Origin of the sequence: Halosaccharopolyspora lacisalsi (assembly GCF_014137975.1) — a bacterium.
GTDB classification, from domain to species: Bacteria; Actinomycetota; Actinomycetes; order Mycobacteriales; family Pseudonocardiaceae; genus Halosaccharopolyspora; species Halosaccharopolyspora lacisalsi.
Map to the genome: position 1 here is coordinate 1,463,857 of NZ_JACGWZ010000001.1, position 21,722 is coordinate 1,485,578.

Sequence of the window (21,722 nt, forward strand, 5' to 3'; positions counted from 1 at the left end):
GGACTCGTGCTGCTCGTGCTTCGGTCTGCGAACCACGCCCGCCGCGCGGGCCGCCCTCGCGGAGCTGTCCTCCGGCAAGCACCGCACCCCGGACTGGCCGTCCAGCTCGTGACCGATCTGGACGGCCGACGCCGCTACGTCTCGACACCCGCTGACGGCAAAACCCATGACGCCGAAGCACTTCGTGCCTCCGGCATTCTCGACCACCTCCCGCCAGACGACCTGCTGGACGATAAGGGCTACGTCGGACTCGACATGCTCACCCCTACCAAAAACCGTCCACCGTGACCTCCTCGGCTGGGAAAAAGAATTCAACGCGCGGATCATCCGGGTTCGCCGTGTCGTCGAACGCGCCATCGTCGGCTTCAAAATCCGGGGAATCCTGTTCATCGGCTACCGGCGCCCCGAGGGACCTTCCCCCGAACCATCAACGCGGTCACCGCACTCGCCGAGTTCAGGGGTTCTGAATAACCCACCAGGTGCTCCGGCACGTGTGCGCATCGAGTGGGGAGGGTACACGCGCATTAGCGACTCGATGCGTTTCCGCATCGGTCCCCGACCGAAGCTCAGGGAGGTGGCAGCGATGCCGCAGCAGGCATGGACCCGCAAGCAGGAACGTCAGTACGAGCACATCAAGCAGCAGACCGAACAGCACGGCTCCAGCACCGAACGTGCCGAGGAGATCGCCGCCCGCACCGTGAACAAGGATCGCGCGCAGGAAGGTCACGCCCGACAGCGCAGCGGGACCGCCACCGAGGACATTTCCCCCGAACGACGCGGCGGACTGCGATCCGGCAACCGCACCGGCCCCGGCGGGCGCACCAAACAGCAGCTCTACGAAGACGCCCGCAAGGCGGGTGTGCGGGGGCGATCGAATATGACCAAGGCCGAACTCGAAGACGCCCTGGGATCCCGCAGCGACGAATCCAGCCGGTGACCGTCGGGACGGTACGCATGCACACCGCAAAGGTCTCGCTGCCGACGTTCGTCTCCTACTCCTGGACTACGCTGCTCGACCGCAGCGACGAGGCCGAAGTGCGCGAGGGACGGCAAGTCCAGAGCGTCTCGGCATGACTGGACGAGGTCGCCGTATGGCAGGGCAGTCGCCCGCCCGGCGACGCAGGAGTTCGGCCGTGGCTCGCACCGCGGCGCTTGCCCTTCCACGTCGAGCGATACGACCGGCAGCGTCACGCGACGTGCCGGCCGCGGGGCTCGGATCCTTCCTGCGTACGGAAAACGAACGAGGCTCAGCCGGTCAGATGCGAAAAACCGAAGCATTGCAAGCCTGCACACGCTGCCCGGTGTCGAAACGGTGTCGGCCCACGTGCTGACCGCACGTGAACCCTGCGGAGGGCGGGGCGGCCTCGCCGAAAGCCGACGGCAAGCCTTGCTCAACGCTTCTCGGGCAGCAGAACGCACCACTGGCACGTGATCGTCGGGAACACTGCGAACGCCCACCGTGAGACTTCGATCGCCGGCCCGGACGGAAAGAGGACAGATGGTCGACGAACCCCATCCGCTGGAGGGGAGGGACCGCACGCTGCTTGCAGCGTTGGGCTTGCCGGCCTTCGGTATCGCGCTGGCGTACACGCTGGTCACCACGTATCTGCCGGTACTCGTAGAACGCCTGTCCGGACCAGCGATCACCGGGTTCCTGATCAGCGGTGAGGGACTGCTGTCGTTGTTTCTGCCCGTCATCGTGGGTAGCTGGTCCGATTCGATCAGCACCCGCCTCGGCTCGCGGATGCCGTTCATCCTCGCTGGGACGGTGTTGACCGTGGTCGGGCTTCTGATCATCCCGGCGGACACGGGATCGCTGACGGCGATCGGCGTCGGCCTGGCCATCTTCTTCATCGGCTACTTCGTCTACTACTCGCCCTACTACGCACTGTTTCCGGACCTCGTCCCCGCTGCACAACACGGACGTTCCCAAGGAGCGCAGGGCCTGTTCCGGTCGGCGGGCATGCTGTTGTCACTGGCCGTCGGCGGTCTGCTGCTGCACCTGTGGCAACCGCTGCCGTTCCTCGTGGGCGCCGCTGCGATCACGTGCGTCACGGTGGTCCTGTACCTGTCAGTGCGGGAGCGGTGCGGGCGGGGCTCACCTCGTGATCAACCGAGTCGCAACGGGTGGTCGGTCGAGTGGGAACTGTTGCGCGACAACGACGACATCCGTAGTTGGACGATCGCCAACTCGTTCTGGGAAGCCGCGCTGGGCGCGCTCCGGGTGTTCGTGGTCCTCTACTTCACCCGGGGCCTGGGACTGTCGCTGCCGCAGGTATCCGGCGCGCTGGCACTCGTCGGGGTGGCGGTCGTGTCGGCGCCGCTGTCCGGCAAGCTCGCCGACCGCTATGGCCACCGTCCCGTCATGACGACAGCGGTGTGGATCTTCGCCCTCGGTCTCCTGCTGCCGTTGTTCACCATCAATACGATCTTCATCGCCGGGATCGTGCCCGTCGCGTGCGCGGCGGTCGTGCTCCTGACCCTGCCCTACTCCGTGCTCATGGGTCTGCTGCCCGCGCACCGGCACCACGGAGTCGGGGCAGGCTTGTTCGGAGTCAGCCGGGGGCTCGGAATCCTCGCCGGACCACTGCTGGCCGGCCTGGCGGTCCAGCTGCTCGAGCCGGTGCAGTTCCTCGTCTTCCACGAGACCGACGGCTATTCGGCCGTGTTCGGCGTGGCCAGTCTCCTCCTGCTGGCCAGCATCCCGGTACTCGGCCGGATCAGGATGGACCCGCGCGAGGCACCGGGCAAGCAAGACACCGGCGAGTGCAGAGCCGCTTCCGACAACTGAACGTCCTGGTTCACCGGCATGACCTTGGCTCGACGGAGTCCTTGGACACCGGTCCTACGCTCACCGGTGAAAAATGGTTGACGCCACCGAGCACGGCCGAGAGCCTCGGTTCGAGTTCTATCGGGCTGCCTGGTCGATGGCGGGCGCGTCCCGAGCAGCCAGGTAGCTCGACAGTGCCTGCAGCATTCTCGTCGCCGAGTCGAGAGAGGCGACCACCTGCTTCGGTCTCATTCGTCCACCTCGTCCGCGAACGCAGCCAACCAGCACGGCGACGCCCTTCGAGCGCGAGAACGAAACCATGTGTCCCGATCCCCGGCCAGATGATCAGCCGTCCTCGCGAGAGTAGCCGCATTGCCCCTGGGTGAAGCGCTGCTTCGGTCGTGGTACACGCTTCCGGTATCTTCCAGGCGGATTTTGGGCGCTCATCGTGGCGGGACTTCCGGTCCTGGCTGCCAGCGCGTGGTCGAGGACCTGGGCGGGATCGACGTCCTGGGCAACCACGCCGGAGCCCAGGGTGTGGAAACCGACTTCACTCAGGTGGCCGCCCAGCAGTTCGATCGGACGTTCAAAACCAATGTTTGCGGGGTGTTCTGGCTGATCCGCGCGGTCCTGCCGCACCTGCCCGCTGGTGACGCGATCATCAACACCGGCTCGGTCAACCTCGCGTGTACGCGGCCGTCGACGACGCGCGTGGGGAAAGTCGGCTGCGGTGCTATCGCCGGGCCGTGGAGCACGGTGCCGTCGGAGAGTCGGAAAACGCTGCCGTGCCACGAGCATTCCAGGCACGGTGAACTCCCTCCGGCCACGACGTCGTCCCCTGATGCAGCGGTCCCGAGGCGTGACTACACCGGTCGGCCAAGACGTAGAGGTCCGCGCCGCCACGCAGGACCGGGACGGGGACCTCGCCGGCCATTCGCCTGACCGGCTCCCGCTCCGGCAGTTCCCGCGGTCTCACCCCGGCCCGGCAGTGGTAGCTCCAACTCGCCGGCGTACAACGCCTGCCGCAGAGTCCTCGTGACGTCATCCGAGCCGCGCAGAGGCTCGTTCAGCGCCGGTGTCCCCGACCCAACGATGCTCAGCATGCCCACCCCCGTGTGCGTCACCGGTCGTCTCGCCCACCGCCCCCGTACGACGGTGGTCCAAACCTTGTCCCGGTCAGCCGCGTTGGGGCGGGTGCTGCGTTCGGTTCGAGTAGTGCTGCATCGGTGCCGGAGCAAGTTGTGCTTCCACGGTTGATGAAACCCGCTGTTGTGGCATGTGCTGGTCGAGCACGAGCTCCTCTTCGGCGATCCACCGACTTCCCCGGTGAGCACGGTGCGATACGCCGCGGCGCAGGCACGGCGCACCAGTACCGCCCGGGCCTTGCGGCCGGGTGCAGCAGCAGGTTCGAGATCGGCGGCATTCAGCAGGACCTCACTCCGCACTGCTCCATCGTCGGTCGTGGTGGTGCGACCATTGCGTCGCAGCCATCCCGCCAGCGGTGAATCGAGCGGGACGACTTTGACGTGTACCCGGCCTGTTCGCCCCAGTGCCCAGGTGCTGCACTGCCGCGCGAACTCGCGAGCAGCACGACGCCCAGCACCATCGGCCGCGGACACGGTCTCTTTCCCATCGCTGTCACGCAGTGTGGACTCAAGCAAACCGTGCTCATCAGCCATCATTGACACCCCCGCGTTACGGGACAGGTGTCTTTGCCAGCGGCCACCCCTCTCACGGGGGAGCGAATTCCCGGCCGTCTGAGGTAGCGATTCAGCTTCGTTCTCGAGGTGGCCCGAACTCCAACGAGACGGATCGTTCTGGTTCTGGGTGGCTCGTGTGCGTGATGAACCGACTACGAGGGGTTCCGGCCCGGCTTCGGTGGCGCGGTCTCGGTTTGAAAGATCGACCTGCGGGTACTCCTGGAACCGAAACACATACGGGTTCGACGTGTTCAGGAGGTATAATTGATTATTCTTGGCATCATCCTGCTGGTGGTCGGTCTGCTGGCCCAGCTTCCGATCCTGACCACGATCGGCGGTATCCTCATCGTGGTGGGTCTCGTTCTGGCCGTCGTGGGATTCGCCGGCAAGAAGATCGGTGGACGTTCCCACTGGTTCTGACATCCCCGCGGACACGTCCGTGCCCCGGTAAGCTTACCGGGGCACGGACCCGCCGGATTCGGTCATCGATGACGCCCATCACTCCGGCGAGTGCTTCCGCTGCTTCCGGCTCAACCCTCCTCTTGCGAATGCCTCAGCCCTTCTCCGGCTCCGTGTCCGAAGGCCTCGCGTTGAGCCCTCGGCCCTGGCGGCTTTCTGTACGTACCGGTCGACGGGGAACACCTCATCAGTGGGTCACCGCGAAGGTCGCCAAGAAACCCGCAGCGGTGGCGAAGGCAGTGATCTCACCTTCTTCCCGGTGTGGCCTGCGGCACGAGTGTCCCGACGAGCGAGGACAGTACGGCTCCGACGGTGAGGGTACGCACTCCGGACAGCGCCGCGGAGGCGAGTGTTGCGAACCCGGTGTTGCCGATCAGGACCACGAGCGTCGGCGCCACGGCCGTGCTCGCCCACGCTCCGGTGGTGAACTTCTCCGAGCGGGCCCGTCGCGCATATCGACGGCTCCCACCCGACGCCGTCGGAAAGTCCGGAATCCGGCTTACGATCAACAGCGGCTGGCACCACCGATCGTTGGAACGGTTTCACCGGACGGGTCGGACGTGTGCTCGGTACTGATTGGAACACGCCCTCCGCGGGTAAGTGAAAGATGTTGGATACCTGCGAAGACGAGGAGGCATGATGACCATCACGCGGGGAGAGAGCCTGGTCGGCATCATCGTCGCAGACCACCGCGCCGTGGACGAGGTTTTCGGCGAGTTGGAGAACGGCACCGGCTCTGCCGGGCATCGTCGTGCACTCATGGACCACGTGATCACCGAGCTTGTGCGGCACTCAGTGGCCGAAGAGCAGTACCTCTATCCTGCGGCTCGTGAAAAGCTCGCGGACGGGGGCCGGATCGCCGATCACGAGCTCAAAGAGCATGCCGAATCCGAAAAGCTGCTGAAGCAACTCGAAGGAGTCGACCCCAGCGATCCGGAGTTCGATCGCCTGGGGCGTAAGCTGATCAGCGACATCCGGCATCACATCGAGGACGAAGAAAACGACCTGCTCCCACAGCTGTCCAAGGCCTGCACGATCGAAGAGCTCGACGACCTGGGCAAGAAGGTCCTGATGGCCAAGGAGGCGGCCCCGACCCGGCCCCATCCCTCCGCGCCGGACAGGCCACCGGCCAACATGATCCTCGATACCGGCATCGGCATGATCGACCGACTTCGCGATGTGCTCTCCGGTCGTGAGCAGTGACCCTCGCCCGCGTGACTGCAGTAGTAGCCGCTGGCCTCTGCAGCTACGCGGGCATGAGTTGCCCGTTGTCGCGGGCGGAATCTTCGCGGGGAGACATTTCCTGCCACAGTGAAGTTTTCCGGGGACGCGGGCCAAGACGACGCGTTACGCAGCACGGTGTGAAGTGTTTCCGCCTGAGCGGAGACTTCAGAGAATCGGACGGTGCTGCTCGGGCTCGTCCTGAACGGTTTCGTCGGCCGACGCTCAAGTATGGAAGGACCTCGTCGCCGCGGCGGGCGGCTGCTCGGAGCAAGCGGTTCCGGTCGTTCTGGTGGCTGGGGCGCGTGGTCCGGCCCAGCAGGTCCGCCGTGCCGAGGTGCTCGCCACCCGGCTGGTGCGAGAGCGTGGCGTCGCGGTGCGGCAGCTTGCCGAGTATGCCGGTACCACCGGCCGTTGCGAGAGCGCATGACTTCGCTTCACCGCGGCGGGCAGTTACTCGCGGCGGATTGTCACCCGGTGGGAGCAGCGCGGGAGGGGCCTCCGTCGGGCTCGTCTCGGGGCACGGCGCGTGGGTGGGGGTGGCGTGCTCGGGTGTGTGCGGTAGTAGCGGTCTTCTCGGGGTCGAAGGTGGACTGGTCGCCGTAGGTGAACCGGCAGGTCAGGTCGAGGGCTTGCAGGGCCCGGTCGATGGCGTGGGTGCCGGTGATCGGAGTGAGGTGGTGGCCCGTGGTGCGGGTGTGGTGCTCGGCGTGCAGCAGCGCTTCGGTCGCCACGCCGCCCAGGAAGGTCACACCGCTGAGGCCGAGCACGGTGTGGTGGCGCGCAGGCGTGGGTCCGGCACCTCGACGAACCGGGATGTGGTGGCCAGGTCGAGGGGCCCGACGGGCGTGAACACGATCTTCTCGCGGTGCGGCCGGGTCACGCTGATGCGGAACGAACCCTCGTCGGAGGGAGAGCCGCGGTTGGTGGCCAGTGCGGGTTCGGTGGCGCTGGTGGGGGTGCCCCTATGGGGTTGGTCAAGCCGTTTGGGGTGCGGGCGGCATCGGCGATCACGACGGCATCGCAGCCGCATCTCCGGCCGATGTTGACCGTACGTCGGCACGCGAAAATGTCGCCATAGCTGTGGATTTCGTCGATCGATCGGGTTTTCCCGCATTTGATCGTGAGGCAGTCGTACGGGCCGGGCTTGATCCGGAGTTTTCCGAAGAATTCGAGACGTCTTTCATTGAGACGGTCGAACTGCTGAAGCAGTCCCTGTGTCGAAATTCTCGGACGATCCGGAGATCGCTCCGGCGAGCAGCATCTTCCCCGCTTGGCTGAACTGCGTGATTTCTATATCCTGCATTGCAGGGTCTCTATTGGTGCTGTTTCCGCGGCGTTCACCACCGGTGCGTCGCTGCCAGCTGCTCTCGCCTCCTACGGGCTTGCCGCAGCCGCCGCTGCCGGTCCATGTTACGATGAAAGTGGTGACCCCGTTTTCGTGTGATTACGTGAAATGTTCCCTTGAACGGGCGAGTTAGTCCGCGAGGTAAAAATGAAGCGCATGTCGTCCAGGTTCCTTGTGGTCCAAGCGATATCGCTTCTCGGGGTGTCCCTGGCTTTTGCTATGAATGTTGCACCGGGTGCGAGTTCCGTGATTCCTGGACCCGCGACATGGGTTCTGCTCGTGTTGAGCCTGATTTATCTCGCGGTCAGCATAGGCGAACTTGTCCGGCGCGGAGCGCAGGAGAAGTAGCACTCGATATCGAAAACATGCTGAGACGACTAAGACGAGGCCGCTGAACCGGACAGCCCTCGGCGGCCAGGTCGAAGCTCATCCTGAACGCGCCCCAGAACGCACAGTGCAAGCATTCCGAGTCGCTTTCACGCCTGCCTCCGTGAGCATCCGTGTTCACGGATGCGGGTTTGCCTTACTCGGGGCCTTTCCGGTTCCTGCCGCTAGAAGGGACCCGGAGAAGAACCGTGATAAATTGAACGGCAGCGGGCATCGTTGCTGGTCGTTCCGAGGCGATGTGCGGCTTCCTTGAGTCTCGAAGCGAGCTGGGGTAGTGCGATGAGCTGCAGTAACGTTCAGTTTGCCCCGCCTGTTCTCCATACCCCTACAGTCGCCGGATTTTGTTCCGGTTTTCCTCACGCCCCTTCTCCTCGGAGGGCTCACTCGGGCGAGGCCAGTGGGTTTTCTCAGTGGTCCGGGATTGCCACGTGGTGCGGTGAGACGCCTGTTGGATCCACCCACCGAGCGGATCCGCTCGATCGTGCCGTGCGCGGTATTCACGTTGATCACTCCCGTCCGCGAGGCCTGCTCCCAGGAGACGACGGAGAGAGCCACCCGCGATGCTCGCCACCGGAACCACCCGTTCAACCCAACGTGGACAGCGAGCCTGGAGTGCTCGTCACCTCGGTGGGCTTGTACTCGGTGCGCACTCTGCTCATCGCGGTCCTGGCTATGGCGATCGCCCGGTTCGTTGGACTTGCCGCCGGTTTCCCAGCTGGTCTCGAGGCAGCACAGGTCGTCGGCTCCCCCGCTGGAGTGATCGTCGGGCTAATCAGCGGCCTCGCTTCACCATTGCCGGACTGACTGCGGCCGGTTCTCTGCACAGCCTCGTCGACACGAGAAAGTGAAGGATGACAAGCGCACCCCCCCGGGGACGGTGAAATCGTATCCGCGAGAGCGGCTGTGCCGGGTGGCGTCACTGATCGGTCCTGATCCGAGTCCGGCGATCAGGTCGGCGACGGCATGTTCGCGGTCCTCGGCGTAGTGGCTTTTGGTTCCATCCGTCCTCAGTGGACCGGCGCACCGCCGAGTGCCCCGAGCACGCCGAGGCCGGTCCGGATCGGATCAAGTAGCAGGGGTAGACCCGAGTCCTGCTCGGCGGTGTCGACCGCCGAGCATCCGTTCACCACCGCGGTGACTCCGGCGGCGCGTGCTGCGCTCAGCGCGGGACGCATCGCGGCGGCCCAGCGCGCGGGGTCGGTGATGTCGGCGACCCCGAGGTCCAGCACGGTCACCTCGTGAAACGAGGCGTCCCAGCCGTAGCAGGTGATCCGGTGCCGGAGCTCGGCGGCGATCGCCGCGTTTCGGGTGATCGCCCCGACCCGGTGCCCGGCGGCGACTGCGGCACCGATGGTCAGCCGGAGCAGCCCCAGTGCGGGTCGTCCGCCCAGCGTGCCACCGTCGGTCGGCACGCCGGGGTCGAGCACGCAGTCCGGGAGCACCGCGTCGCAGTCAGGGGCGTCGGCCAGGGCGTCGGCGACAAGGGCCTCCGAGTGACGCACCTCGGCTGCGGTATCGAGCGCGCGGGGCCCATCCGGGTCCAAGTCGGACAGCACCACCCGAATTCCGGCCGGGACGAGCACGTCGTACCGGGCTTGGCGGCGGGCCAGTTCGAACGGCCCGACGGTGATCGGGGTGACGGCACGGACGCGCATGCGGTTCCTCCTCATCGGAAGCGGGTCACCGAGCCGAGCGCCCGAAGCCGTTCCCCGGTGTCCGCTGCGTCCGGCAGCGCGGCGCAGTGGTCTCGGATGCCGGTAACCACGTCCGGGGCACCGAGCAGGTCACCGAGGACGCGGGCCCGGTCGTCGGGGGTGAAGGGGTGGTACGCGGCGTCGCCGACCGGGTTCGGCTGCTCCGCGACGAACCGGCCGCGTGCCGTGCTCACGGTGACCCGGACCGGGCGCTCGGCCGGTAGCCGGGCGTCCAGGTCGGCCGCCGCCCGCACCGTGACCCGGCGGGCGAGGTCCTCCGTGGAGGGGTCGGCCAGCGCGTCCGCGGACAGGTCGGCCGGGACGAGCCGCCCCCGGCGCAGCGCGGTGGCGACTACGAACGGCAGCGAGAACATCGCGGCCAGCGGAGTCGGCCACCGCGTCCGGTCGAGCTGCGCGCCGAGCGAGTGGATCTCGACGAGGACCTCTTCGGGATAACCGTCGACCCGGTCCCGCAGGGACAGCGCTGCGTCGACGGCGGCGTGGGTGAACGAGCACGACGAGTGCTGCTTGAAGTAGCCGCCGAGGATCTCCCAGCGCTCTCCCAAGCCGTCGTCGAGCGCGTTGGGGTCGAGGTCGCCGATCAGGTCCCCGAGCGATGCGGCGGCGACACCGGTCAGGTGCCCGGTCCCGGACGCGGCCAGTCGGGCCGCGGCGAGACCGGACTGGTTCGCCGCGCCGACCCAGGCGTCGCGAACCGGGTTGCCGTCCAGGGCCGCGGAGAACGGTCCGGCTACCGGCAGACCGCTCCCGGCGTCGATCGCGACCGCTGCGTCGTCGGGACGCAGCCCCAGGACCCGGGCGCAACCGGCCCCGGCGCCGGCGACGCCCCAGTTGCCGTGCGGGTGGGTGCCCGGCCGGAGCCGGGTCGCACGGCCGAACCTGGCCGCGACCTCGTAGGCGACGAGCAATGCGCTGCACAGATCCGTTCCTGTCGTCGTCCGCCGCGACGCCAGGGCCAGCACGGCCGGGAAGCCGTGCGCCGCCGGATGACCGCCGGCGAGCCGGTGCCCGTCGTCGAGTTCGAGTCGGACCGACGCGGTGGCGTTCAACCACGCGGCAGCATCGACCGCGACCGTTCGTCCGGTCCCGAACAGGGGGGCCGACCCGGTCGGCGGGTCCCAGGACTCGACGAGCGCCCGCTGCGCGGGCTCGCGCGAGCCGAGCGCGGTGACCGCGACGGTGTCGACGAGCACGGTCAGCACCCGTGCCCGGACCTCGGCCGGGACGTCGGACCAACGCAGCCCGGCCACCCATCCGCCCAGCCGCCCGACGGCCGCCCTGACGACGTCTTGACGGGTCTCCCGCGCGACCACGGTCAGGCCGACTCGATGGCGGTCTCGACCGCAGGGGCCGCGGCACGGGTCGGCTCGCGCGGGACGAGCAGCATCAGCAGCGCACCGGCCACCGCCAGCCCGGCCATCACGACGAACCCGCTGGTGAAGCTGCCCGTGCTGGACACGATGAACCCCATCACCGAGGGGGCCACGATCCCGGACGCCGCGAAGGAGGCATCGGCGAATCCGGCCGCACTGCCGGGCTGGTCCGGAGCCGCGTCGATGGCGGCGACCCACCAGATGCCGCCGGTGACGAAGCCGAAGCCGACGCCGAGCGAGATCGAGATCAGCCCGACGGTCAGGGTCGGCGCGATCGCCAGAGGTGCCAGCGAGCATCCGGCCAGCAGCAGAGCCACGCCCATGACCGCGAACCGGCTGCGGATTCGCGGGCTGCGGCGGTAGACACGGTCGACGATGACGCCGCCGGCCAGCGCGCCGACGATGCCGCACGCCCACGGCGCGATCGAGAACGCGCCGGCCTGATTGACGCTGAGTCCGTAGGCATCGGACAAGAACGAGGGCAGCCAGTACATGAATCCCCAGAACATGAACCCCCAGGCGAAGTAACCACCCGCGACCACCCACAGGTTCCGGTTGCTCAGCAGGGGGCGCCACCGCACCGGCGACCGGCCTGATCCGGCGTCTGCCTCCTGCCCCGATGCGATGAGGGCCCGCTCGGCCGCGCTCACCCGCGGAGACTCCTCCGGCAGGTCGCGCAACAGAGCGATCGCGATGACTCCCCAGACGGCACCGAAGATCGCCAGCGTCCAGAACATGCCGCGCCAGCCGACGAGATCCATCAGCCAGGTCAGCAGCGGGCCGGAGATCAACAGGCTGCCCGAGACCGCGACACCGCCACAGAGGGCCAGCGCGACCCCGCGTTCACGGATCGGCAGCCAGCGACTGACCGTCCGGGTCGCCGCCGGGAACGCCGGTGCTTCGCCGATCCCGAGCAGCAGGCGGATGATCAGCAGACCCGCGAACGATCCGGCGACCGGTATGAGTGCCGTGGTGATCGAGAACAGCGTGACGGCGGCGATCAGTACCCGCCGGCACCCGAACCGGTCCACCAACGGCCCGGACAGGAATGCGGCGACCATGTATCCGACCGAGAAGACGGAACTGATGATCCCGTACTGCGCGGTGGTGATCCCGAAGACTTCCTCGAGCGGTTCAACCGCGTAGGAGATCGCGCTGCGGTCGATGTAGTTGATGACGATGAGGGCGATGACCAGCCCCAACGTCACGAAGCGGAACCGTGTACTCATGATCGTTCCCCTTGAATCGGATCCGCTTCACGCGGATTATTGTTCCGCTCTGCGAAACAAAAGAGACGTCATTGTCGGCTTATTCTCGGAGAAGTGCGCATTTCAGGTCAATGATCAGGGAGGGGATTTGTTAATCCGGAGCAGAGATTTCCGGTCGGATGTTTCGCTAACCGGAACATTGTCCGGCGTTCTGCAATCCGGTCATCACTTCGGCGACCGGACGATCGTCGCGCAGGTCCCACAACGACTCGACGATCCCGGCAGCCCGATCCGTTCCCACGGTCTGCTCGGCGTTACCGGTGAACTTGGCGGCGAGCTCGTCGGCCGACAGCGGCCGCTGCGGCCCGCCTAGGTTCTCTCGGACGCGTTCGGTAACCGAGGCGCCGTCGGCGAGTTCGGCGGTGAGCACGGCTGGGAACTGGCGCGGGAACCCGGCCGTCGCCTCGTCGTCGGCGACGACCCGCACCCGTCCGGCGAGCTCCAGCCGTCGGGGATCGGCCGCGGCGGCGTCGGTGAAGTCCTCGTGGAACACCCCCAGCCCGCCGCCGCCGAGCAGTGCGGCGGCCACGGTGTAGGGACCGGAGAACGCCGCATGGTACCCGGAGCGGGGCCGACGTTTCTCCTCCTCCGGCTCGGCGATCGTCCGCAGGACCGGCGCGGGCACCCCGAGCACCAGCTCGCGGACTCCGTCGGCGGTCACCCCCCGCTCGCGCAGCCGGAGCGCCGCGTCCACTCCCGCGTGCGTGAAGTGGTTGCACGGGTAGGGCTTGAAGAACACCCCCGGCGTCTCCCACTGCTCGCCGAGGCCGTCGGTGACCCGTTCCGGGTGCACCCGCTCGCCGCAGAACGCGCGCAGGAACCCGAAGCGGCCCTCGATCACCGTCGGCGGTCCGGTCAGGCCGTGCCGCGCCAGGTCGGCGGCGACCACGCCGGCGTGCGCGGCCCAGCCGCAGTGCACCCGCTTGATCGTGCCGCCGGTGCGGTTGGCCTCGATCACCCCGGCGCCCATGCTCGCCGCGATGCCCACGACCGAGGTCAGCCGGTCCGCGTCGAGCCCCTGCAACATGCCCGAGGCCACGGCCGCGCCCACCGAGCCGCAGATCGCCGTCGCGTGTTGGCCGTGCTCGAAGAACACCGAGTTGCCCAGCTCCTCGTCGTAACCGGCCATGCCCAGGCGGCAGGTCACCTCGATGCCCATCGCGGCCGCGGCCAGCAGTGCCCGACCGCCCGCCCCGGTGCGCTCCGCCGTGGCCAGCGCCGCCGGGACGACCGCCGCCGACGGGTGCAGCACCGACGGCAGGTGCGTGTCGTCGAAGTCCAGGCTGTGCGCCAGCGTGCCGTTGACCAGCGCCGCCGAGGGCGCTGGTACCCGCTGCGCCAGCCCGATCCCGGTCGCCACGGGCGTGCCGCCCCACTCGGTGGCCACCGCGCCGGCGACCCGGGCCGGTTCCTCGCGCGTGGCGGCCAGCGAGTTGCCGACGACGTCGACGATTCGCCGAACCAGGTCGTCGGCCAACCGGTCGTCGACGCCGTCGGCGGCCATTCGGGCGCCGACCTCGCCGATTCGCTGCGCGGGGGTGCTCATGACGGCACCACCGCCAGGGGGCGGACCGGGGCGCCGGTGCCTCCGACGATCCGCAGCGGTGCGAACACTGCCAGGAACTGGCCGAGACCGGCCTCCGCGGCGTCCTCGCACGCCATGTGCTCGACGATGTGGATGCCGTGCTCGACCAGCAGCTCCCGGTGCACCGGGAGCACCCGGTGCCCGGCGCCAGCCGGGATCTGCTCGTAGGCGGTGGTGTCCGCGCCGGTCGCGACGATCCGCCGCTCGGCCAGCCAGCGTGCGCCCTCCACCGTCATGCCGGGCACGCCGGTCTCCTTGCCGACGTAGGCCGCCGGGTCGCCGAACAGCCGGCCCCAGCCGGTGCGCACCACCGCCACGTCACCGGGACCCGGCTCGGCGCCGGCCCGCTCGGCGGCCCGCGCCAAGTCGTCCGCGGTCACGCCGTACCCGGGATCCAGCACGTCCACCCCGTGCACCGCGGCGATGTCGAGGAAGACGCCACGGGTGACCATCGGCGGGATGGTCTCCGCGCCGTGCACTGTGTGCTTCCCGCCGCGCTGGGCCTCGGCGGCGTCGGTGCCGCCATGTAGCAGGCCGTCGTGGCTGACGTGGGCGAGCGCGTCGACGTGGGTGCCGGTGTGCCCGCCGGTGACGATCACCTCGTTCGACGCCGAGCCACCGTCCGGGCGGACCGCATCGCCGTGCCGGCGCTCGAGGGTCATCCGGAATCCAGGGTGGTTCGGCGAACCGGCCATCCCGGTGTAGAGCGGATGGCCGAGCTCGATCACCCGTGTCCCGGCACGGACGGCGTCAAGCAGATCGGGGTCAGCGGTGGTGGGGGTGGTCACGAGGTCTCCTTCCCGACCCTCAGCACGGGCCGGTTCGTCATGGTTGTTCGGGGAGACGTCCAGCGTGTCGGCGAGGTCGGTCACCCAGCGGGCACCGGCGACGACGGCCGGATCGACGAAGCGGCCGCGGTCGTCGACCCACGCGGCGGCGTCACCCGCGACGTCGAGCGAGTCGAGCAGGGCACGTGCCCGCTCGACCTCGTCGCGGTCCGGGGTGAAGGCGCGGTGCACCGAGGCGATCTGCCTCGGGTGGATCACCGAGCGGCCGAAGAACCCGGCGTCGCGCAGCGCGGCGCTGTCCTCGGCGAGCCCCGCAGTGTCGGACAGGTCGGTCCAGACGCTGGCGACCGGACTGGGCAGCCCGGCCGCGCGGTTCGCGGCGACGATCCGGGCGCGGGCCCAGGCCAGCTCGCGGCGGTCGCGAATCCGCAGGTCGGCGGCGAGGTCGGCCTCGCCGGGCGAGACACCGGCCACCAGCGGGTGGCACTCGGCGAGCTCGAACACCCGGTGCAGCCCATGGGCGCTCTCGATCAGCAGGTGCAGCGGGAGATCAGTCCGCTCCGCCAGCGCAGCGACGGCCGCAGGGTCCTCGGCCTTGGGGACCCGCAGGCCGGCGGCGGCGCGGCCGGCCAGTGCCGCGGCGTCGCCGTCGGCCCAGTCGGTGCCGGCACCGTTGATGCGCACCCAGACCCGGTTCCGCCGGGACGCGCACGTCGCCACAGCCGTGTCCCGGGCCTGTTCCTTGAGCGCGGGCGGCACCGCGTCCTCCAGGTCCACGACGACCGCGTCCGCCGGGCCGTCGAGCGCCTTGCGGACGAGGTCGGCGCGGTGCCCGGGGACGTAGAGCCAGCTCCGGGCCCGACCGACGGCGGTCACACGACCCCCTGCGTCCGCAACCGCTCCAGCTCGTCGGCACCGATCCCCAGCCCGCCCAGGACCTCGGCGGTGTGTGCACCCAGTCGCGGGCCCGTGGTACGGACCGATCCGGGAGTCTCCGACAGCCGGAACGGGGTGTTCTGGAAGCGGACGGGGCCGAGCTCGTCGTCGTCGATCGTCACGATGCTGCCCAGCGCGTTGAAGTGCGGGTCTGCGAGCACGTCGGCGGCGGTGTAGATCGGTGCGACCGCGGCCTCGGCCTTCTCGAACGCCTCGACGACCTCGTCCTGATTCCGGGCGGCGATCCAGGATCCGACGGCCACGTCGAGTTCCTCGACGTGCTCGGCTCGGCCCGCGCCGCTGGCGAACCACGGCTCGTCGATCAGCTCGGGAGCTCCGACCAGCCGCATCACCCGCTCGGCGATGGACTGGGCGCTGGTGGACACGGCCACCCACTGGCCGTCGGCGCAACGGTAGGTGTTGCGCGGGGCGTTGTTGGTCGAGCGGTTGCCGTTGCGCGGTTGCAGGGCCCCGAGCTGGTCGTAGGCGATCAGTCCTGGTCCGAGCAGGTGCAGCAGCGGCTCGATGATCGCGGTGTCCAGCACCTGCCCGCGACCCGTGGTCTCGCGGGTACGCAGCGCGGTCATGATGCCGAACGCCGTGGTCACCGCGGCGACCCCGTCGGCCAGGCCGAACGGTGGCAGGGTGGGCGGGCCGTCCGGCTCGCCGGTCACGGCGGCGAACCCGCTCATCGCCTCGGCCAGCGTGCCGAACCCGGGTCGGGTCGCATATGGTCCGGTCTGGCCGAACCCGGTCACCCGGGCCAGCACCAGCCGCGGGTTGCGGGCGGACAGTTCCTCCCAGCCCAGGCCCCAGCGTTCCAGGGTCCCCGGCCGGAAGTTCTCGATCACCACGTCGGCCTCGGCGGCGAGGTCGAGGAACAGTTCCCGCCCGCGCTGGGTGGAGAGCACCAGCGTGATCGCCCGCTTATTGCGGGCCAGCATCTTCCACCAGAGCCCGACGCCGTCCTTCTGCGCACCGTGGTTCCGGGCGGGGTCGCCCCGCGGGTGCTCAATCTTGATCACGTCGGCACCGTGGTCGCCCAGCAGGGTGGCGGCCAGCGGGCCGGCGAACAGGGTGGAGGCGTCGAGGACCTTCAGGCCCCCCAGCGCAGTCGGGTGGTCGTGGCTCATGGCGTCCTTCCGGTGGGAGTGGGGACGGCGCGCGCGGGAGCGGTGCCGCCGAGCCGAGCGGTGATCCGGTCGGCGGTCTCGATCAGCTTCGGGGCGGTCGCGGCGACGAACTCGTCGGTGACCCGAAATCGCGGCCCGCACACCGAGACCGAGCCGACCAGTCCGTCGGGGCCGAACACCGGCACGGCGACCGATCCGGCGTCGCCCTGACGCTCGCCGGCCGAGGCCGCGTAGCCGCGCTCGCGGATTCGGACGAGCTCGGCCCGCAGTGCGCCAGGATCGGTCGGCGTGGCGGGGGTGAGCGCGGTGAGCTCGTCGGCGAGCAGTCGGACGAGCTCATCGGGGTGGGAGTGGGCGAGCATGCACTTGCCCGAGGAGCCCGCGTGCAATGGGAACCGGCGGCCGAGCTCCACCGACATGGTGATCTCGTGGGTGCCGACGACCTCGTCGAGGTAGACGCGGCCCCCGTGTACCTTCGCGCTGATCGTGACCGTCTCGTGCAGGCGGTCACGCAGCTCGGTCAGGAACGGCAGGGCCGCGGTCCGCAGGTCGGAGTCGCGCAGGGCCCGGCTGCCCAGTGCGGCAGCCGTCGGCCCCAGCCGGTACTCCCGGATGTCCGGATCGTAGGCGATCAGGTTCCGGCTGATGAGCGACTGCAGGATGCGATGCACGACGGCCTTGGACAGGCCTAGCTCCCGGGACACCCGGCTCACGCCCAGGGTGGGCGGCCCGTCGGTGAACAGCAGCAGCACGTCCGCCACCCGCTCTGTGGCCCCGGTGCCCCCGGTCGACTCCGTCACGCCGTCCTCCCCGCGCTCAGTAATGTACCGCTCTACGGAACGAGAATGTGGTGAAGCACGGTGGAATGTCAAGAAGTTGTGCCACATGTCTTGCATAAGTGCAGGCAAACTGGTGTTATCGCGCCATCGGACGGCTCGGTTTTTTGTTCCTCTTGGCGAAACAAAATGTGTCCGCCCGACCATGAGGAGGAAAAATGACGATCGATGTCGATCTGGTGGTCGCGGGTGCCGGTGGTGGGCTGACCGCCGCACTCCGGGCCGCCGAGCTCGGTCTCGACGTGCTGGTGGTGGACTCCGATCCGAACTTCCGCCGCGGCAACAACACGTCGATGTCCACCGCGATGATCCCGGGGCCCGGGTCGCGCTTCCAGACGACCGCCGGGATCGTCGATTCCCCGGCGCGATTCGTCGCCGACATCACGTGCAAGACCGGCGGGGCCGCCGACATGCGGATCGCCTCGGCCCTGGCCTGCGTCAGCGCCGAGCTCATCGAGTGGCTCGCCGACCACGTCGGGATTCCGATCGAGCTGCCCACCGACTTCACCTACCCCGGGCACTCCGCGCCCCGGGTGCACAGCCTGCCCGGGCGGCACGGGTCGTCACTGCTGCGCCACCTGCTGGAGGCCGTCGACAGCACCGAGCGGATCGATCTCATGGTTCCTGCCCGGCTGACCGCGGTAGAAGCGGGGCCGGGCGGGGGCAGGGTCGCCGTCGTCGAGAAACCGGACGGTGCGCGCGAGGAGATCAGCTCCCGTGCCGTGCTACTCGCCACCAACGGATACGGCGCCGACGCCGCGCTCGTCGCGACCCACCTGCCCGAGATCGCCGGTGCGCACTACCACGGCGGCGAGCACTCTCGCGGCGACGCGCTGCGGATCGGCGGTGAGCTCGGCGCGGCCGCCGGCTTCCTGGACGCCTACCAGGGCCACGCCGCCCTCTCCGCGGCCGCGCAGACCCTGGTGACCTGGACGGCGGTGATGCACGGCGCTGCCGTGGTCGACACCGGGGCGCGTCGCTTCGGCGACGAGACCACCGGCTACTCCGAGTACGCGGCCGCGCTCGCCGCCCGCCCGGGCGGGCGTGGGTGGCTGGTGTTCGACGAGCGCATCGACGGGCTGTGCCGTGCCTTCGGCGACTACCAGGACGTCCTGGCCGCCGGCGCGGTACGTACCGCGGACACGGTGGCCGAGCTGGCCGCGGTGGCCGGCCTCCCGGAGAATGCGCTGAAATCCGAGCTCGACGCGCTGACCCGGGTCGCGGCCGGGGAGCAGGCCGACCGGTTCGGCCGCACCACCGCGACACCGCTACGCGCACCGTTCCATGCCGTCGAGATCGTCCCGGCGCTGTTCCACACTCAGGGCGGGCTGCTCGTCGACGAGCACGCCCGCGTCCTCGACCCCGCAGGTGGCCCGATCACCGGGTTGTACGCCGCCGGTGGCGCCGCCGCGAGCATCTCCGGCCACGGCGCGGCCGGCTACCTGGCCGGCAACGGTCTGCTGCCCGCACTGGGCCTCGCCTACCTCGCCGCCGGGCACCTCGCCCGGTCGGCCTCCGCCACCCGATCCCTCGCTCCGGAAGGTACCCGATGACCGAGCCCGCCCTGATCATCCGCGACGTGCGCGTCGTCCGTCCCGGCGGCGGGGAGCCCACCGCTGCCGACATCGCCGTCACCGACGGCGTCGTCTCCGAGGTTGGTCCCGGACTGACCGTCCCCGAGGGCGCCGAGGTGCACGAGGGGCGTGGCCTGCTCGCGTTCCCCGGTGTCGTCGATGCCCATCAGCACTGGGGAATCTACGATCCGCTGTCCGAAGACACCGCCACCGAGAGCCGGGCGTGCGCGCAGGGCGGCGTGACGACCTCGCTGACCTACATGCGGACCGGGCAGTACTACCTCAACCGCGGCGGCCCTTACTCCGAGGTGTTCCCGGAGGTGCTGGCCGCCGCAGAGGGCCGGTCGTACGTGGACTACGCCTTCCACCTCGCGCCCATGCAGTCGTCGCACATCGACGAGATCCCGGCCCTGGTCCGCGACCACGGCGTGACGTCGTTCAAGATCTTCATGTTCTACGGCAGCCACGGGCTGCACGGCCGCTCCACCGACCAGAGCGACTTTCTGATGATCCCCGAGGGCGAGCGCTACGACATCGCCCACTTCGAGTTCGTCATGCGTGGGATCCAGGCCGCCCGCGAGGCGAACCCGGAGATCGCCGACCAGATCTCGCTGTCCCTGCACTGCGAGACCGCCGAGATCATGACCGCCTACACGCGGCTGGTCGAGGGGGAGGGGTCGTTGTCCAGGCTGGAGGCCTACAGCGCCTCGCGTCCGCCGCACTCGGAGGGGCTGGCTGTGACCATCGCCTCTTACCTCGCCCATGAGACGGGGCTGCCGACCATCAACCTGCTGCACCTATCGTCGGCCAAGGCGATGGAGGCCGCGATGCTGATGGCGAGGACGTTCCCGCACGTCGACTTCCGACGGGAGGTCACCATCGGGCATCTGCTCGCCGACGTGACGACCGCCGACGGGATCGGTGGCAAGGTCAACCCGCCCCTCCGCCCGAGGGCCGACGTCGAGAAGCTGTGGGAGCACGTGCTGGCCGGTGACGTCAGTTGGGTGGTCTCCGACCACGCCTGCTGTCGGGAGGAGAAGAAGTTCGGCCAGGACCGCGACGATGTGTTCGCGGCGAAGTCCGGATTCGGGGGCACCGAGTACCTCCTGCCGGGCCTCGTCGGCGAAGGCGGCAAGCGGGGGCTGTCGATGTCGACCGTCGCCGAGCTCGTGTCGACCAATCCAGCCAGGCGACTCGGCCTGCCCACCAAGGGCGACATCGCCCCCGGTTTCGACGCCGACATCGCGCTCGTCGACCCGAATCGTTCGTTCGTGGTGGACCCGGTGGCCTCGGAATCCCGGCAAGAGTACACGCCATTCCGCGGAATGGAGATCGGCTCGACGGTCGAGACGACGTTCCTCCGTGGACAGCGGATCTTCGACGAGGGCAAGGTACGCGGCGAGCCGCTGGGGAGCTACCTGCACCGCCCCACGGGGCGGTGACCTCCTCTCCCGTCAGCCCGGCTCGGCGGGAAAGGTCGTCGTGGGCGGCGCGAAGTGAGCGTCTCCTCAGTGTCACTGGTTCCCGGTGTGACCGAGTCCTATGAACAGGTCGACGACGGCCTGCTCGCGGTTCTTGGCGTAGCGGCGGCCGAGGCCCCGCGGCGGGGCTGGGCATCCGGAGCGTGTCGCGAACGACCCAGCCCTGATGTCCGCCCGGGCGTGTTCGATGCTGCCCAGCACGTCCCCAGCGACTAAGACGCGGTACGAGAGGATTGACCGGGGCGGGAACCGGATACGTTGGAAAGGGGTCGGGGCGCTACGTAAGCGCTGGTCAGATCGTTGTCGTGGGACGTGCCCACCGGCTCCGGCTCGAAACTGGCGTATTCCGCTCCCGCCCTACGACCAGGTCGTGGTCAGTTCCCGACCGCTGTTGTGCGTTGGGTCAGGAACGCGTCGAGGCCGGCTCGGCCTCCTTCCCCAGCCGAGCCCGCTGTGCTTGAGCCGCCGAAGGGCACCGATGGGGTGGTCGGGGAGGCGTTGTTCACTCCGACGATTCCCACATCGAGCGCCTCGACGATCTCGGCCAGCCGCAGCTCGGAGGTCGGCGCGACTTCGAAGGGGTTGAACAGCACCGGGCATTCGGCGGTCAGTGCGCGGGCGATCTTGCGGACAGGGATGGACGGGGAAATTCCACGTCGTGAGCACGGCGACGATGCCCAGCGGACGCTGGATCGCCTCGTGACGCGGGCCGGGAACCACCGAATGGGATTAAACGCATGCACCCGTAGACCGGTGGAGCGCAACGCGGCGACAAGCAGACCTCGCGGGGGTCTCGATCGCCACGGGAACCGGGTCTTCTTCGGTGCCGCCGGTCTCGGCCAACATCTCCAGCAGTGCCGCGAAGCCTTCGGCGCCGTCGCTGATCCGGCGTTTGGCGACCAGCTGGCCCTGCTGGTCGGCCAGGCGACGTCGTGATGCCGCTCTGCTCAGTCGATCCCGGTTGCGCAGACACTTCATCGCCGGCCAGCCTGGAGACGAGCACCTCCGTGGTGTTCCTCCTCCGGTTACCAGTCGTTTCTGCTGGTGGAGGGGGTAGGCGTAGTGGTCGGGTCCGGCCGTCGTGACGGTGACCAGTCCGGGGGGCAACGGGCTGATTCAGTCATGTTCACCGAGGTTCTGGGCATGAT

Annotated in this window: 18 protein-coding genes and 1 pseudogene; 9 read left to right on the forward strand and 10 right to left on the reverse strand. The window is 69.0% G+C overall.

Annotated elements, in window-relative coordinates:
- Positions 1-15: 15 nt before the first annotated feature.
- From FHX42_RS07120 to FHX42_RS26445, 4 genes are all read left to right on the forward strand, one after another.
- Positions 16-288: a transposase family protein gene (locus FHX42_RS07120; protein WP_328795967.1), complete on the forward strand. Its 273-nt coding sequence runs from the start codon at positions 16-18 to the stop codon at positions 286-288.
- A gap of 295 nt (positions 289-583) precedes the next feature.
- A complete protein-coding gene (locus FHX42_RS07125; RefSeq protein ID WP_182543282.1) occupies positions 584-937 on the forward strand; it encodes a plasmid stabilization protein in 354 nt (117 codons plus the stop codon).
- Between the two features lie 561 nt (positions 938-1,498).
- Positions 1,499-2,791 carry an MFS transporter gene (locus tag FHX42_RS07130; RefSeq protein WP_182543283.1) on the forward strand — a complete coding sequence of 431 codons (1,293 nt, stop codon included), beginning with the start codon at positions 1,499-1,501 and terminating at the stop codon, positions 2,789-2,791.
- Between the two features lie 459 nt (positions 2,792-3,250).
- Positions 3,251-3,712, forward strand: a complete 462-nt coding sequence (locus tag FHX42_RS26445) for an SDR family NAD(P)-dependent oxidoreductase (RefSeq protein ID WP_328795940.1) — start codon at positions 3,251-3,253, stop codon at positions 3,710-3,712.
- Here the strand turns inward: FHX42_RS26445 and FHX42_RS27705 are convergent.
- Positions 3,612-3,815 (reverse strand): annotated as a pseudogene (locus FHX42_RS27705) (Rieske 2Fe-2S domain-containing protein); the annotation flags it as partial. The gene FHX42_RS26445 and the pseudogene FHX42_RS27705 sit on opposite strands and share 101 nt — an antisense overlap.
- A 919-nt stretch (positions 3,816-4,734) precedes the next feature.
- On the opposite strand from FHX42_RS27705, the gene FHX42_RS07140 reads away from it, so the two are divergent.
- Both FHX42_RS07140 and FHX42_RS07145 read left to right on the forward strand, forming a co-directional pair.
- Complete coding sequence (locus tag FHX42_RS07140; protein WP_182543285.1) at positions 4,735-4,890, forward strand: DUF6131 family protein; 156 nt, start codon at positions 4,735-4,737, stop codon at positions 4,888-4,890.
- Between the two features lie 678 nt (positions 4,891-5,568).
- Positions 5,569-6,132, forward strand: a complete 564-nt coding sequence (locus tag FHX42_RS07145) for a hemerythrin domain-containing protein (RefSeq protein WP_182543572.1) — start codon at positions 5,569-5,571, stop codon at positions 6,130-6,132.
- Positions 6,133-6,620: 488 nt separating this feature from the next.
- Here the strand turns inward: FHX42_RS07145 and FHX42_RS07155 are convergent, their stop codons facing one another.
- The 9 genes from FHX42_RS07155 to FHX42_RS07200 all read right to left on the reverse strand — a co-directional run bounded on the left by FHX42_RS07155 (position 6,621) and on the right by FHX42_RS07200 (position 17,483).
- Positions 6,621-6,902: a hypothetical protein gene (locus FHX42_RS07155; protein WP_182543287.1), complete on the reverse strand. Its 282-nt coding sequence runs from the start codon at positions 6,900-6,902 to the stop codon at positions 6,621-6,623.
- Entirely contained in the window at positions 6,899-7,183 is a 285-nt protein-coding gene (locus FHX42_RS07160) for a hypothetical protein (protein ID WP_182543288.1), read from the reverse strand. Before FHX42_RS07160 ends, FHX42_RS07155 begins: the two co-directional genes overlap by 4 nt.
- A 1,709-nt stretch (positions 7,184-8,892) precedes the next feature.
- Entirely contained in the window at positions 8,893-9,540 is a 648-nt protein-coding gene (locus tag FHX42_RS07165; RefSeq protein WP_182543289.1) for an aspartate/glutamate racemase family protein, read from the reverse strand.
- Positions 9,541-9,551: 11 nt separating this feature from the next.
- On the reverse strand, positions 9,552-10,913 hold the full coding sequence (locus FHX42_RS07170; protein WP_182543290.1) for an MmgE/PrpD family protein: 1,362 nt from the start codon (positions 10,911-10,913) through the stop codon (positions 9,552-9,554).
- A 2-nt stretch (positions 10,914-10,915) separates the two neighbouring features.
- A complete protein-coding gene (locus FHX42_RS07175; RefSeq protein WP_182543291.1) occupies positions 10,916-12,202 on the reverse strand; it encodes an MFS transporter in 1,287 nt (428 codons plus the stop codon).
- Positions 12,203-12,368: 166 nt separating this feature from the next.
- Positions 12,369-13,787, reverse strand: a complete 1,419-nt coding sequence (locus tag FHX42_RS07180; protein ID WP_182543292.1) for an MmgE/PrpD family protein — start codon at positions 13,785-13,787, stop codon at positions 12,369-12,371.
- Positions 13,784-15,490, reverse strand: coding sequence for an aldolase/citrate lyase family protein (locus tag FHX42_RS27290; RefSeq protein WP_328795941.1), 1,707 nt, complete (start codon positions 15,488-15,490; stop codon positions 13,784-13,786). Before FHX42_RS27290 ends, FHX42_RS07180 begins: the two co-directional genes overlap by 4 nt.
- Positions 15,487-16,683, reverse strand: a complete 1,197-nt coding sequence (locus tag FHX42_RS07195) for a CaiB/BaiF CoA transferase family protein (protein ID WP_182543293.1) — start codon at positions 16,681-16,683, stop codon at positions 15,487-15,489. Before FHX42_RS07195 ends, FHX42_RS27290 begins: the two co-directional genes overlap by 4 nt.
- A complete protein-coding gene (locus FHX42_RS07200; RefSeq protein WP_182543294.1) occupies positions 16,680-17,483 on the reverse strand; it encodes an IclR family transcriptional regulator in 804 nt (267 codons plus the stop codon). Before FHX42_RS07200 ends, FHX42_RS07195 begins: the two co-directional genes overlap by 4 nt.
- A 194-nt stretch (positions 17,484-17,677) precedes the next feature.
- Here FHX42_RS07200 and FHX42_RS07205 point away from each other — a divergent pair, with 194 nt between their 5' ends.
- From FHX42_RS07205 to FHX42_RS07215, 3 genes are all read left to right on the forward strand, one after another.
- On the forward strand, positions 17,678-19,072 hold the full coding sequence (locus tag FHX42_RS07205; RefSeq protein ID WP_182543295.1) for an FAD-dependent oxidoreductase: 1,395 nt from the start codon (positions 17,678-17,680) through the stop codon (positions 19,070-19,072).
- Positions 19,069-20,535, forward strand: a complete 1,467-nt coding sequence (locus tag FHX42_RS07210) for a dihydroorotase (RefSeq protein ID WP_182543296.1) — start codon at positions 19,069-19,071, stop codon at positions 20,533-20,535. Before FHX42_RS07205 ends, FHX42_RS07210 begins: the two co-directional genes overlap by 4 nt.
- 492 nt (positions 20,536-21,027) lie before the next feature.
- The gene (locus FHX42_RS07215; RefSeq protein ID WP_182543297.1) at positions 21,028-21,510 is read left to right on the forward strand and encodes a hypothetical protein; all 483 of its coding nucleotides are present in this window, start codon (positions 21,028-21,030) and stop codon (positions 21,508-21,510) included.
- Positions 21,511-21,722 lie beyond the last annotated feature (212 nt).